Genomic DNA, 13,636 nt, shown 5'->3' on the forward strand with positions numbered 1-13,636 from the left:
GTCAGGCACGGGGAGACGCACCTTGTACAGCATCATCGTGGTACCTCCGCCGACCACGGGGGACGAGAACACCCGCACCCAGCACCGGCTCGCGCCCGGCGACCGGCTCGTCTTCGGGCGGTCCGTGCCCGAGGGCGGCCTGCTGATCGGGCACGACGGGGTGTCCCGCAGAGCCGGTGAGATCACGGCGCACGGCACCTTCTGGACCGTGAGCAACCTGTCCGCCCACCAGACGTACGTGGTGGAGAACCCGGAGGGCGCGGGCGAGCACATCAAGGTGGCGCCGGGCCGCCTCGACGCCCCGGTGCCGTTCGAGTTCTCGAGGATCGTGCTGCCCGCCGCCGGGGACCTGCTGCCTCTCGAGGTGTGGGCGCCGCGCCACGACTATCTGCGCGGCGAGGACGGGACCGACGGCGAGCCGACCGCCCCGGCCTTCTCCGTCGACCGCACCAAGCGGTACTTCGCGGTGCTGGCCGCGCTGTGCGAGCCGCGGCTGCGCGGGGCGCCGCACGCGCCGCTGCCGACCATGGACCAGGTCGTGGAGCGGCTCCGCCCGGCCTGGCCGGCCGCCTCGCGTACGTCGGTGCAGTGGAACATCGACTACCTCGCCGTGAAGTTACGGCTCAAGCCGGGCCCGGAGACCGCCGAGCCCGGTCCCCGGCTGAACGGCAAGAAGGAGTCGCTGGTCTCGCTGGCGCTCCGCTTCGACCTGGTCCGCGAGGACGACCTGGTGGTTCTCGCCGCGCCGTCCGGACAGGCGCTGCGATGACCGAGCCGTACGCCGTCCCGGTGCCCAGGGGGTACCGGGTGGGCGTCTGGGAGGTCCGCGAGCCGATCGCGACCGGCGCCTTCGGCAGCGTGTACGAGGCACGCCGCACCGGCGGGGACGACACCACGAAGGCCTCGCCGACGCGGCCCGGCGGGGACGGTACGGGGCACCGCCCCAGCCGTCCCGGCACGACCGGCACGACCGGCACGACCGACACGGCGGACACGACCGACACGGCGGACACCGACGGCACCGGCCGCAGCCAAGGCACCGGCACCGGCACCCCGAGCCGCGCGCACACCGACACGGCCCACCCGGCCGAGGACGGCACGGACGACCCGGGGGACACGGGCGGGGACGGCACGCTCCGCCGCCCGGGCCGGCCTTCCGGCGCGGACGGCAGCGGCGGTGCGGGCGGGGAGGTCCCCGACACCGTCGCGCTGAAGTTCCTGCCCACCGGCACCGGCACCCCGCGGCAGCTGTCCCACCTGCGGGACCTGGTCGAGCGCGAGGTCGAGCTGTTGCGCCGGCTGCGGCGGCCCCGGCTGATCCGGATGTACGAGACCCTCACCGTCGACGACCCCGGCCGGCCCCGGCTCGACGGCGCCACCGTGCTCGTCCTGGAGCGCGCCGAGGGTTCGCTGTCCGCCCTGCTCTCCGCCACGCCCCGCCCGCCGGCCGGTCCCGCGCTGCTCGCGCAGGTCTGCGAGGGCCTGCACCAGCTGCACCGGGCGGGCTGGGTGCACGGCGACCTCAAACCGGCCAACGTACTGCTGATGGCGGACGGTTCGGCCCGGCTGGCCGACTTCAACATGGCCGCCGAACTGGAGGGCACCCACGCCTACACACCGGCCTTCGCCACCCCCGACTACACGCCGCCCGAGCTGCTGTGGGCCGAGATCGGCGAGCGGGGCCGCCGGATCCGCCCGTCCGCCGACGTGTGGGCCTTCGGTGTCCTGGCCCACCTGGTGCTCACGGGGTCGTTCCCGCTGCCCGGCGGCACCCCGACGGCCCGTCGCGACGCCGCGATCGCCTACGCACGCGGCACCCACGAGCTGCTCCTGTCCCCCGAACTGCCGTCGGCGTGGCGGGAGATCGTGGGGGCGTGCCTGACCCGTACGCACGCAGACCGCACGGGCACCGACGCGCTGCTGCGGCGGGTGACGAGCGCGACGGGCGGCGCGAGCGGCCTGGCGAGGTTCTCGGTCCGGCGGCCCCGTGCACGCCCCCGGCGCAGGGTCCTCGGCGCCGCGGCCGCGGGGCTGGTCGCCCTCGCCGCGCTCGGTTACGGCGTCGTCCGCTGGGCCGACGACGGCCGGGAGCCCGTCGCGGGCCCGCGCCCCGGCGGCACCGCGAGCGTCGCCGCGGCCTCCTACGGCGCATCGGAACTGCGCACCGACCGGGACGTGCCGCCCGCCTACCGCCTGCTGATCGTGGAGACGGCGCACGACTGCGGCCACGAGGAGGTCAGCCCGGCCCTGATCGCGGCCGTACTGAAGGTGGAGAGCGACTTCGACCCGGACCTCGCCGACCCGGCCAAGGACGAGTACGGCATCGCCCGCTGGACACCGAGCGTGCTGCGCTGGTGGATGAACGAGGACGGCACCCCGGGTGAGACCGTGCCCCAGCCGCCGTTCCCGCCCGCCGAGTCCGTTCCGGCGATGGGCCGTTACCTGTGCTGGATCACGCCCCGCCTCGACGCCGGCCTACGGGGCGACCGGAGGGTGCTGATCGCCGTGTCCTACCGGACGTCGTACAAGAAGGTGAACGACGCGGGCGGGGTTCCCCCGAAGTACCGCGACTACGCCGACCGCGTCGCTCACCACCTCAAGGAGTACACGCCCCGGGGCGGGAAGTGACCCTGACAGTTCCGAGGTTCCGCGCGGCCGGTGACCGGGGGCACGGTGTGAGCACACCGCTTCGGCGGTACGACACACCGACGTTCACGGGGGACAACGATGAACATCCTCAAGCCCGCAGCACTCCTCCTCGCGGCCACGGCCCTGGCCGCCGGCTCCACGGTCGCGGCCACGGCGGCCGACGCCCCGGACGGCACCCGGGTGACCGGCCTCCCGCAGAAGGCCGGCCAGGTGCTGGCCGACAACCCGAAGCCCCTGCGCGTGACCGCCGACGCGGTCGAGTACAAGGGCCTGACCGTGACGGACGCGCCGAAGAACCTGGGCGCCCGGGACCTGGCCTGCGGCTACGGCCACCTGTGCATGGTCGTCAACGGCACGAAGTTCGACTTCTACAAGTGCCAGACCTGGAACCTGACCAACTGGACCGGGGACGGACCGTTCACGAACAACCAGACACCGGGCACGGTCGCCAAGTTCTTCAACCGGGACGGCAGCGTCCGCTGGACGTCGACGGCCTACGAGGCGGGCCGGGCGGACTGGGACCCGATCTGGTCGCTGCGCCCCTGCTGATCCGCTCGTCCGGGCGCGCCCGCACGGCGGCCCCCGGTCACCTCCACGGAGGGGCCGGGGGCCGCCGTTTCGCCGTCCGGACGTCACCGACCCGCCGAGGCGTCCGAATACTTAGGCTGCCCTCACCCGCTCCCCGTACGCTGCCCCTTGTTGGACTGGGGAAAGTTGACCCCGAGGTATCGGGGGAGGGGGACGACTCCATGTACAGCGTCATCGTCGTGCCGCCGTCGTGCGGCAGCGTCATCGAGCAGCTGAGGATCGGCACCGGGGAACGCGTCGAGTTCGGCCGGGCGGAGTCCGGCAGCGGCGGACTCACCATCGCGCACGAGGGCGTGCCGAGGGTCGCCGGGGAGATCGCGGCACACCGGACCTTCTGGCTGCTGAGCAATCTCAGCGAGGACCAGACCTACGTGGTGGAGAACCCGGAGGGGGCGGGCGAGCACATCAAGGTCGCGCCGGGCCGGGTGGAGGCACCGGTGCCGTTCGAGCTGTCGCGCGTGACCCTGCCCGCGGCGGGGGACCTGCTCAGCTTCGACGTCTGGGCGCCGCGCCACGTCTTCCGCAGCGTCGAGCGCGGAGGTCTCGAAGGGACGGGCACCGTACCGGCGTTCGTCCTGGACCGCACCAAACGGTACTTCGCGGTGCTGGCCGCCCTGTGCGAACGGCGCCTGCGCGGTGAGCCCCGGGCGCCGCTGCCCGCGGTCGAGGAGATCGTGGAGCGGCTGCGGCCCAGCTGGCCCAAGGTCAGCCGCTCCGCCGTGTACTGGAACATCGACTACCTCGCCGTGAAGCTGCGGCTGAGGCCCGGCCCGGAGACGGCGGAGGCGGGCCGCCGCACCCACGGCAAGAAGGAGTCCCTGGCCTCTCTCGCCCTCCGCTTCGACCTGGTCCGCGAGGACGACCTCGTGGTGCTCGCGCCGGTCCCGAGCGGGGCGAAGCGGTGACCGGGCGGCCGTACGCGGTCCCGGTGCCGAAGGGGTACCGGGTCGGGCCGTGGGAGGTGCGTGAGCCGGTCGCCTCCGGCGCGTTCGCCACGGTCTACGAGGGGGTGCGCGACGCGTCCGCCGGCGCGGGCCGTACCTCCGACTCCGGCGAGCCGCCGCGGCGGGCGGCGCTGAAGTTCCTGCCCACCGGCACCCGCACCCCGCGCCAGCTGCACCACCTGCGCGACCTGGCCGAACGCGAGGTGCACCTGCTGCGGCGGCTGCGCGCGCCCCGGCTGATCCGGATGTACGACACGCTGACGGTCGACGACCCCGGCCGTCCGGAGCTGGACGGCGCGACCGTCCTGGTGCTGGAGCGGGCCGAGGGCTCCCTGGACGCCGTACTGGCCCGGACGCCGGTCCCGGAGTGCGGGCCCGCCCTGCTCGCGCAGATCTGCGAGGGCCTGCACCAGCTGCACCACGCGGGCTGGGTGCACGGCGACCTCAAACCGGCCAACGTACTGCTGATGGCGGACGGTTCGGCCCGGCTGGCCGACTTCAACATGGCCGCCGAACTGGAGGGCACCCACGCCTACACACCGGCCTTCGCCACCCCGGACTACACGCCGCCCGAACTCCTGTGGCCCGAGGTCGACGAGCGCGGCACCCGCATCCGTCCGACGGCCGACGTGTGGGCCTTCGGCGTCCTCGCGCACGTCGTCCTGACCGGTGCCTTCCCGCTGCCCGGCGGCACCGCGGAGGCCCGCTCCGACGCGGCGATGCGCTACGCCCGCGGCCGTGAGGAACTGCGGCTGTCCCCCGTCCTGCCCGACGCCTGGCGGGACATCCTGCGGGACTGCCTGGCCCCCACCCACGCGGAACGCGCCACCGACACCGCCGCGTTGCTGCGCCGGGTGGAGGAGGCGACGGGCGCCTCCCGGTCGGCCCGGCTGCCGAGGCTGCGCCCGCGGCGGTGGCGGCGCCCCGTCCTGTCGGCGGCCGTCGCGGCGGTGGTCGCGGGTGCGGTCACCCTCGCCTACACCACCCCCTGGGAGCCACAGCCGGCCGCCGCCGCGCCGCCCACCTGCGAGAAACCCGTGGTGTACGAGGACGCCGCGCACGGACCCGGCTACATGGCCGGCCACAGCGGCACCTGGGACTTCACGATCAAGCGGGGAGACGGCGGCAGCCAGGTCAGAGAGCTCCAGTGCCTGCTCCGCCACCTCCACGGCATCGAGGAGGTGGGCGAGGTGGACGGCGACTTCGGCCCGAAGACACAGGGCGCGGTCGTCATCTTCCAGAAGCGGGCGGGCCTGGACGCGAACGGCACGGTCGGACCGGCCACCTGGCGTGCGCTGCGCAGCGCGGCCGAGTCCTGAACCGCCCTACGACCGCCCTACCGCGCAGGTTTACCGCGTAAGTACACCGGCGGTTTGACGCCCGGCGGGGGTGGCCTCTCGTAGCTTCGTTCGCGGCACCTCACGTCCCGAGCGAAGCTACTTCCCGAAAGGTGTGACCGGCATGTCCTTACGCAAGCGTCTCGCTCTGACCGTATCGGTGACGGCCCTGGTCGGCGGCGTCCTGTCCGTGCCCGCGGCCGCCGCCGCGCCCGCACCCGAGACCGTCGCCGGCTCCTCGGCGACCGCGCTCGGCCCCTGCAACTACAGCGGCTCCCACCCCGTACTCAGCAGGGGCAGCACCGGCTCGGCCGTGCGCCACGCCCAGTGCCTGCTGAACCGGGTCTGGGGCTACTCGGCCGTGGACATCGACGGGATCTTCGGTGAGGTGACCGAGACCGCGGTGACCATCATGCAGGTCCGGTGCCGCATCGCGGACGACGGGATCATCGGCCCGAACACCTGGGCCTGTCTGCACCCCTGACCCGGTCTCGGAGAGACGACGAAGAGGGCCCCGGCGCCGTGGGGAACACCGGCGCCGGGGCCCTCCGGGCGCTCGGGGGGACAGCTCCTGGGACGCGCCTGGGACCGGTGGGGAAGCGGACCCTGCAACTCTTCAGGTACCGCGCCGCGCCCAACGCCGCCAGAGTGGTCATCGCTTCCCCGCCACGGGGGACGGGGAAGCGGACGACGGGGGGCGTGATGACGAGGCGGACTCTCGCCACGAAGTGCGCGGCGGCGCTGCTCATCGGCGCCGCGGCGACGGGCTGCGGCATCGCGGCCACCGCCGGGCCGGCCGGGACCACGGCGAGTCCGGACCCGGGCGAGGGCCGTGAGCTGTCCGACGCCGAGCGGATCCTGGTCCAGCGCGCCGAGCAGGAGCTGGTCAAGGAGTGCATGGAGGAGGCCGGCTTCGAGTACTGGGTGGGGCCGCTGCCGACCGTGGACGAACTCGGGGGCGGGGGTTACGTGCTGACCGACCCGGCCTGGGCGAAGCGGCACGGCTACGGCAGCCGGCTCCAGGAGAAGCTCCAGGACGTCCAGCGCGACGACCCCAATCACGCGTACGCCAACGCGCTCCCGCAGAAGGAACGCGTGCGCTACGACAAGACGCTCGAGGGCGGGCCGTCGAGCGGCATGCTGACGGCGGAGCTGCCCGGCGGCGGCACCGTCCGGACCCCCGCCGAAAGCTGCCAGGCCGACGCCAAGGACCGGCTCTACGGCGACTTCGCGACCTGGTTCCGGGCCGAGAAGACGGCCACGAACCTGTCTTCCCTCTACGTGCCGGCGCTGCTCGGGGACCAGCGTTTCACGAGCGCTCTCGGCCGTTGGGCGGCCTGCATGCGCGAGGCGGGCCACGCCTACGCCGATCCCGAGGAGATCCGCGCGAAGCTGCCGGACCTCACCGCCGGAATGGGCCCCGACGAGGCCTACGCGACCGAGGTCGCCCTGGCGGTGGCCGAGGCCACCTGCGCCGTGGAGACGGGCCTGGCCGGCACGGCGCGCGAACTCGAGGACGAGTACCGGGAGAAGGAGCTCGACCGGTACGGCGAGGACGTCGCCGCCTACGCGCGCATGAGCGTCGCCGCCCTCGCCCGGGCCGAGGAGATCACCGGCTCGACGGCCTGACCCGTCCCGCCCCGCACGCCCGACACCGGGCGCCGTCCCGCACGCCCGCACGCCCACACGCCCGCACCGGGCGATCCGAACTTCCGCGGCCCACGGCCGCGGGACATCCAGCACCGACTGACAAGGAGACCCGCACCATGCGCAAGATCCTCGCCGCAGCAGCGACCCTCGGCCTCGCCGGCCTCGGAGCGATCGTCCCCGCGACCGGCGCCCAGGCCGCCACGGCCTGCGACACCGCGTGGCACAACGCCCGCTCCGGCTACTTCTACGCGTACAGCGGCTACAACTGCAGCGGCTACATCGGCAGCACCGACAGCTGGGACTCGGACTACGGCAACAGCAGCGGACCCTTCCAGGGCGGTGACACCAACACGGCGTCGTCCATCCTGCACAAGGGCACCTCGGGCATGGCCGTCCAGGTCTTCAACGGCACCGGGCAGGACTGGGGCGGCGGCCACACCTGCATCAAGAAGTCCGAGTACTACATGTCCAGCCTGGCCGGGCACACGTTCACCAGCGGCGCCGGCGTGAACAACGGCATCAGCTCGCACCGGTGGGTGTGGAACTCGTCCTGCGGGAAGTTCCTGAACTCCTGACCGACGGTCACCGGCACGGCCTGCCCGTGCACCGGCTCCGGTCCGGCCCCGTGGCCCGCCTCTCGCGGCGGGCCACGGGTCGCCCCGGAACCCCGCCCGACCGTTCCGCGCATGACAAGGAGCGACCATGCGAACGACCATGCTCAGGATGCCCGCCGCGTTCGCCACGCTCGCCCTCGCGGTGCTCGGCGCCGTCGTCCCGGCGACCGGTGCCCACGCGTCCACGGCGTCCACGTCCTCCACCGCATCCACCGCGTCCCCGACCGCCACGGCTTCCGAGACCTGCGAGAACGCGTGGCGCAACGCCCGCAACGGCTACCTCCACCTCTACAGCGGCTACGACTGCGGCGGCCACCTCGCCTCGACCGCGACCAACGACCCGGACTGGGGCGACTCCTCCGGTTCCGTGCACGGCGTCGCCGTGGGCGCGGTGAAGTCCCTGCTCTTCAAGGCGAGCTCCGGGCTGGCCGTCGAGCTCCACGCGGGGACCGGCTACACCGGATCCCAGGTGTGCCTGACCCGTTCGGAGTCCTACCTGACCGAGCTCGACGGGGCGAAGTTCCCCGACGGCACTCCGCTGGACGCCGCTCGTTCCCACCGGTGGACGTGGGCCTCGGCCTGCGACGACCGCTTCCCGGGCTGACGTTCCGTCGCTGGACGGACAGCCCGTGCCCCGGGCCGGTCGTGACGACCGGCCCGGGGCACGGGCGCGTCCAGATGCGGTGGGGCTGCGGCTGCGGCTGTGTCAGTGGAAGAAGTGCCGCGTCCCCGTGAAGTACATCGTCACGCCCGCCTTCTTCGCCGCCTCGACGACCAGTTCGTCGCGGACCGAACCGCCGGGCTGGACCACGGCCTTCACACCGGCCGCGGTGAGGATCTCCAGGCCGTCCGGGAAGGGGAAGAAGGCGTCGGAGGCCGCGTACGCCCCCTGCGCGCGCTCGGCGCCGGCGCGCTCCACCGCGAGCTTCGCGGAGTCGACGCGGTTGACCTGGCCCATGCCGACGCCGACGGAGGCGCCGTCCTTGGCGAGGAGGATCGCGTTGGACTTGACGGCGCGGCACGCCTTCCAGGCGAAGGCCAGCTCGGCCAGCTCCGCCTCGGACAGCGCCTCGCCGGTCGCGAGGGTCCAGCTGGCCGGGTCGTCGCCCTCGGCCTGGAGACGGTCGGTGACCTGGAGGAGGGCGCCGCCGTCGATGGGCTTGACCTCGACCGGCGCGGCGGGCGCCTCGGGGGCGCGCAGCACGCGGATGTTCTTCTTCTTGGTGAGGGCTTCGAGCGCGCCGTCCTCGTAGTCCGGCGCGACGACGACCTCGGTGAAGATCTCGGCAACCCGCTCGGCCATCTCCTTGGAGACCGGGCGGTTGACCGCGATCACCCCGCCGTACGCGGAGACCGGGTCGCAGTCGTGCGCCTTCCGGTGCGCCTCGGCGACGTCCGCGCCGACCGCGATGCCGCACGGGTTGGCGTGCTTGATGATCGCGACGCAGGGCTCGGCGTGGTCGTACGCGGCACGGCGGGCGGCGTCCGTGTCCGTGTAGTTGTTGTACGACATCTCCTTGCCGTGCAACTGCTCGGCCTGCGCGAGGCCGCCGCCCTCGGGGGAGGTGTAGAGCGCGGCGGGCTGGTGCGGGTTCTCGCCGTAGCGCAGGGTGTGGGCGCGCTCGTACGTCGCACCCAGGAAGTCGGGGAAGCCCGACGCGTCGACCGGGGCGTACTCGGCGGCGAACCAGGAGGCGACGGCCACGTCGTAGGCGGCGGTGTGCTGGAAGGCCTCGGCGGCCAGCCGCTTGCGGGCGCTCAGGTCGAAGCCGCCGTCCTTGACCGCCAAGAGCACGTCGGCGTAGCGGGCGGGGCTGGTGACGATGGCGACCGACGGGTGGTTCTTGGCCGCAGCGCGCACCATCGAGGGGCCGCCGATGTCGATCTGCTCGACGCACTCGTCCGGGGTGGCGCCCGAGGCGACGGTCTCGCGGAACGGGTAGAGGTTGCTCACGACCAGGTCGAACGGCGCCACGCCCAGCTCGTCGAGCTGCTGCCGGTGGCTCTCCAGGCGCAGGTCGGCGAGGATGCCGGCGTGCACCTTGGGGTGCAGCGTCTTGACCCGGCCGTCCAGGCACTCGGGGAAGCCGGTCAGCTCCTCGACCTTGGTGACGGGGACGCCGGCGGCGGCGATCCGCCCGGCGGTCGACCCGGTGGAGACGAGTTCGACGCCCGCCTCGTGCAGCCCGCGGACGAGCTCCTCGAGCCCGGTCTTGTCGTAGACGCTGACGAGCGCCCGTCGGATGGCCCGCTTGTTGCTCTCGGCGGTGGCGGTGGCGGTCACTGGATAACTACCTTTCGTCCCTCAATGCGATAGCCGTTGCGGGCGAGCCGCCCCACGACATCGACGAGCAGCTTTCGCTCGACTTCCTTGATGCGCTCGTGCAGAGCGGCACCTTCGTCTTCGTAGTCCTCGTCCCGGACCTCCACCACGCCCTGCGCGATGATCGGCCCGGTGTCGACGCCGTCGTCGACGAAGTGGACGGTGCAGCCGGTGACCCTGGCGCCGTACGCGAGCGCGTCCCGCACACCGTGGGCTCCCGGGAAACTGGGGAGGAGGGCGGGGTGGGTGTTGACGAACCGCCCGCCGAACCGCGCGAGGAACTCCTTCCCCACGATCTTCATGAACCCGGCCGAGACGACGAGGTCCGGTTCGTGGGCGGCGACGGCCTCGGCGAGCGCCGCGTCCCACTCCTCGCGGGTCCCGTAGTCCCTGACCTTGCGGACGAAGGTGGGCACCCCGGATCGCTCGGCGCGGGCGAGCCCCTCGATCCCGTCGCGGTCGGCGCCGACGGCCACGATCTCGGCCCCGTAGGCCGCGACGCCGGTGGCGGCGATCTCGTCGAGGAGCGCCTGGAGGTTGGTGCCGGATCCGGAGACCAGCACGACGAGGCGCCTGGCTCGCCGGTCCACGGGCTTGGCGGCCACGGTGGGGGCCTTTCTCGGGAAAGCGAATCTCTTTGTACGGTCGGATCTCTTTGTACGGTCGTACGAATGCTTCGCGTCCCTGGATACGGGGAAGTCTACGAAGCGGCCGACCGCCAGCAACGATACCGGCACACCGGACGGCCCCCTCGGGACGGGGGCGTGACCGGAAGGTAGCGTCTGCGTGGAGCCGGAGCGGGAACGACGCCTGGGCGTCACGCGTTCACCAGACGTACCGACGGGTTCGTCCGCTCCACCGGCCCGCCCGTTCCACCAGCCGCCCGTCCATCGTCGCCAAGGGGAAGACGCTCAGTTGATGCCGGACCGCAGCCTGCGACTGCTCACACTCCCCCAGCAGTCGGCGCAGCCAGGGGAGGGCAGCACCGTGTTGCTGCGGGAGCGCCCCTCGTCGCCGCCCGACTCGCCCTCGGACCGGAGGAACGGCGGCGAGCAGGACGGCGCCACCGACAAGGACAACCCCTTCGCCCCGCCCGCCGAGGGCACGCCGGACCGCCCCTGGCAGCCCCGGCACCCGTCGGGCGACGACGACTCCCAGGGTGACGGCGCGCGTTCCCCCTGGGGCGGACAGTGGAGCGACCGGCAGCCCGGCCGCTCCCCCGGCGGCTTCGGTGACCGGCCCGGCGGTTCCGGCGGCGGCCCCGAGGGTTCGGGCGGCGGCTCCGGCCCGCGCTGGGACCCGACGGACCCCGCCCAGCGGCGTGCCCGCTACGCCCTGCTGAGCGGCATGTGGGCCCTGTTCTTCGCCCTCTTCACCTGGCCGTACGTGGCCCTGCTGCTCGGTGCCCTGGCCCTGTACTGGGGCATCAGCGCGCTGCGCACCAAGCCTCGCGCCGCCTCCGACCCGGACACCCCGGCCCCGCCCGCCGAGCAGACCGGCCGACCGCAGCGCACCGCCGCGATCAGCGGCCTGGTCACGTCGTCCCTGGCCATCGTCCTGGTCGCCGCGTCCTTCGGCGCCCAGTTGATCTACAGCGACTACTACACCTGCCGCGAGGACGCCCTGACCCACGCGGCGGAGCAGTCCTGCGAGCGCCACCTGCCGGAACAGCTGCGCGACCTCCTGGGCTCGGGCGACTGAGCCCTGTCCTCTCAGCCCGTCCGGCCCTCTCAGCCCGTCCGGCGTTTGAGGACGAGGCCGTCCAGGCCGAAGCGGGGGTCTGGGGGCGGCAGCCCCCAGGGACGGGAAAGGGAAGGGGCGGCGGGGGCGAAGAAAGCCGTAGACACCCCCCCGCACCCGCCCATACCCCCGTCACCCCCCACCACGAGGCGACTCCTCAGCCCCGTCAACCGGCAGAAGGTCGTACGCGACCCCACCATCGTGGTCGTCGTACAACCCGAACGGCACCGCATCCTCGTCCACGCCACCCCCGCCCTCCGCGTCCTTCGCCCTCCGCCACCGTCCCCCGAGGAACACGGAGCGCACGGCAGACCGAGCACCCGCCCCCGAGGGCAGGAACCGCCGGGACGGCACCACACCCTCCCCACCCCCGTCCCCCCGCGCGGCAGCGCCCCGGCACCGCCACCCCCGCACCACCACGGCCACCGGCACCGCCACCACCCCGATCCACCCCAGCGTCGCGCCCCCGGCCTGCCACCACACCGGCCCGAAGCGGGCGAGCGCGGCGCTCCCGAGCGGCCCGCCGGCGAACGCGGCCAGCAGGGCGACGAGGACCGCGCACAGGACGGCCGCCACGACCGCGGCACCAGCGGTCCGCCGCCACGACCAGGCCCCGGCCACCCCGGCCTCTCCCACCTCCCCGGCCGCCGCTCCCCCTGCGGCGGCCCGCGCCGTGAACCACCCCACCACCACGCCCGCCACCAACGGCACCGCCCCGGCCGCCCAGTGCAGCGCCGTGCCGGGACCCGCATCCGGCACCGCCGCCAGCAGCGGGAACGGCGGCAGCAGCGGTGCCGGGGCGGAGGAGAGGGGGGCCACGACATGCCCGGAGCCGAGCACGAAGCCGGGGCCGAGGGCGTACACCGCCGCCCACACCGCCGCGTTCGGCACCAGCGTCAGACAGAGCAGCAGCACGGCGAACCGCCCCGACCAGCCCTCGGTCAGCCGCAGGAACGCCTCCCCCGCGGCGGCCCCGTGCCACACCAGCGAGACCGCGAGCAGCAGCGCACCGCCCCCGACGAGCACCGCCGCACCGGCGCCCGCGGCGCGCGTCGCGGCGCCCAGGCGCGCGTCCGGCTCCACCATCAGCTCGCGCAGTTTCCGGGGCAGCACACGCAGCGCCCGCCCCACCGGCCCGCCCGGCCGGCCGAACGCCGTCCACACCCCGGCGCCCGCCGCGCCCATGGCGACCAGCGGCAGACACACCACCGCCCACCACCACGAGGGCCGCAGCGCGCCGCCCTGCGCGTACAGGACGACGGGCGCGGCGACGGCGAGATAGCCCAGGACGACTCCGGTCCAGGCCACGCGCGCGGAGACGGGCGGTGGCCCGGCGTCCGGGGCGCCCGCCAGCCACGCCGGGCGCCCGCGGGCCCCCGGCTTCGGAGCCGCCCCGACGGCCACGCCCACCCCGTCCCCGGGGTCCGTGGCGTCCCGGGCGGCGCGGTGCAGCAGCCACACCGGCAGGAGGACGAACAGCAGCGGGGTGACGCCGACGGGCGCGGGGGTGCCGGAGAGCGTGTCGGCACGCACCAGTTCGGCCCCGTGCGCCAGCACCCACAGCGCGGCGGCGACGTGGAGGGCGCCGCCCGACCCGCTGTCGGGGTACGGCGAGCTGATCCACAGCAGCGTCACGAGCGCGGCGCACGACGCCAGTCCCAGCAGCGCGGCGAACACGCCCCCCAGGAGCCCGGCGGCCAGGCCGGGCGACCGGTCGCGCCACCGGGTGCGCAGTTGGGAGAGCGGGGCTGAACGGACGGTCGTCTGGATCACGCCCGCCATGCTCCCAAC

General features: G+C 74.1%; 13 protein-coding genes. 10 read left to right on the forward strand and 3 right to left on the reverse strand.

Annotated elements, in window-relative coordinates; translation table 11 throughout:
* The first annotated feature begins 22 nt into the window (after window positions 1-22).
* From OHA99_RS14155 to OHA99_RS14195, 9 genes are all read left to right on the forward strand, one after another.
* Window positions 23-769 carry an FHA domain-containing protein gene (locus tag OHA99_RS14155; protein ID WP_165685035.1) on the forward strand — a complete coding sequence of 249 codons (747 nt, stop codon included), beginning with the start codon at window positions 23-25 and terminating at the stop codon, window positions 767-769.
* On the forward strand, window positions 766-2,628 hold the full coding sequence (locus OHA99_RS14160; RefSeq protein WP_405696014.1) for a serine/threonine protein kinase: 1,863 nt from the start codon (window positions 766-768) through the stop codon (window positions 2,626-2,628). Before OHA99_RS14155 ends, OHA99_RS14160 begins: the two co-directional genes overlap by 4 nt.
* Before the next feature lie 99 nt (window positions 2,629-2,727).
* The gene (locus OHA99_RS14165) at window positions 2,728-3,198 is read left to right on the forward strand and encodes a hypothetical protein (protein WP_405696016.1); all 471 of its coding nucleotides are present in this window, start codon (window positions 2,728-2,730) and stop codon (window positions 3,196-3,198) included.
* A 200-nt stretch (window positions 3,199-3,398) separates the two neighbouring features.
* A complete protein-coding gene (locus tag OHA99_RS14170; RefSeq protein ID WP_153178313.1) occupies window positions 3,399-4,142 on the forward strand; it encodes an FHA domain-containing protein in 744 nt (247 codons plus the stop codon).
* A complete protein-coding gene (locus OHA99_RS14175; RefSeq protein WP_405696019.1) occupies window positions 4,139-5,500 on the forward strand; it encodes a protein kinase domain-containing protein in 1,362 nt (453 codons plus the stop codon). The genes OHA99_RS14170 and OHA99_RS14175 overlap by 4 nt, the downstream gene beginning before the upstream one ends.
* A gap of 142 nt (window positions 5,501-5,642) precedes the next feature.
* Window positions 5,643-6,002, forward strand: a complete 360-nt coding sequence (locus OHA99_RS14180) for a peptidoglycan-binding protein (protein WP_007444059.1) — start codon at window positions 5,643-5,645, stop codon at window positions 6,000-6,002.
* Between the two features lie 218 nt (window positions 6,003-6,220).
* Window positions 6,221-7,147, forward strand: a complete 927-nt coding sequence (locus tag OHA99_RS14185; RefSeq protein WP_381503360.1) for a hypothetical protein — start codon at window positions 6,221-6,223, stop codon at window positions 7,145-7,147.
* 137 nt (window positions 7,148-7,284) lie between these two features.
* Window positions 7,285-7,743 (forward strand): hypothetical protein, encoded by a 459-nt coding sequence (locus tag OHA99_RS14190; RefSeq protein WP_153178316.1) that lies wholly within the window; start codon window positions 7,285-7,287, stop codon window positions 7,741-7,743.
* 127 nt (window positions 7,744-7,870) lie between these two features.
* The gene (locus OHA99_RS14195) at window positions 7,871-8,386 is read left to right on the forward strand and encodes a hypothetical protein (RefSeq protein ID WP_153178317.1); all 516 of its coding nucleotides are present in this window, start codon (window positions 7,871-7,873) and stop codon (window positions 8,384-8,386) included.
* Between the two features lie 102 nt (window positions 8,387-8,488).
* Here OHA99_RS14195 and purH read toward each other — a convergent pair whose 3' ends face one another.
* Window positions 8,489-10,066, reverse strand: coding sequence for a bifunctional phosphoribosylaminoimidazolecarboxamide formyltransferase/IMP cyclohydrolase (gene purH, locus OHA99_RS14200; RefSeq protein WP_405696022.1), 1,578 nt, complete (start codon window positions 10,064-10,066; stop codon window positions 8,489-8,491).
* The gene (gene purN, locus OHA99_RS14205) at window positions 10,063-10,710 is read right to left on the reverse strand and encodes a phosphoribosylglycinamide formyltransferase (protein ID WP_164383522.1); all 648 of its coding nucleotides are present in this window, start codon (window positions 10,708-10,710) and stop codon (window positions 10,063-10,065) included. The genes purH and purN overlap by 4 nt, the downstream gene beginning before the upstream one ends.
* Window positions 10,711-11,023: 313 nt before the next feature.
* Between purN and OHA99_RS14210 the strand changes: the two genes are divergently transcribed.
* Window positions 11,024-11,806: a hypothetical protein gene (locus OHA99_RS14210; RefSeq protein ID WP_405696025.1), complete on the forward strand. Its 783-nt coding sequence runs from the start codon at window positions 11,024-11,026 to the stop codon at window positions 11,804-11,806.
* A gap of 171 nt (window positions 11,807-11,977) precedes the next feature.
* Here OHA99_RS14210 and OHA99_RS14215 read toward each other — a convergent pair whose 3' ends face one another.
* On the reverse strand, window positions 11,978-13,627 hold the full coding sequence (locus OHA99_RS14215; protein ID WP_405696027.1) for a DUF6350 family protein: 1,650 nt from the start codon (window positions 13,625-13,627) through the stop codon (window positions 11,978-11,980).
* Window positions 13,628-13,636: the final 9 nt, after the last annotated feature.

Source organism: Streptomyces coelicoflavus, from assembly GCF_045041415.1.
In the GTDB taxonomy this organism is placed as follows: domain Bacteria; phylum Actinomycetota; class Actinomycetes; order Streptomycetales; family Streptomycetaceae; genus Streptomyces; species Streptomyces coelicoflavus.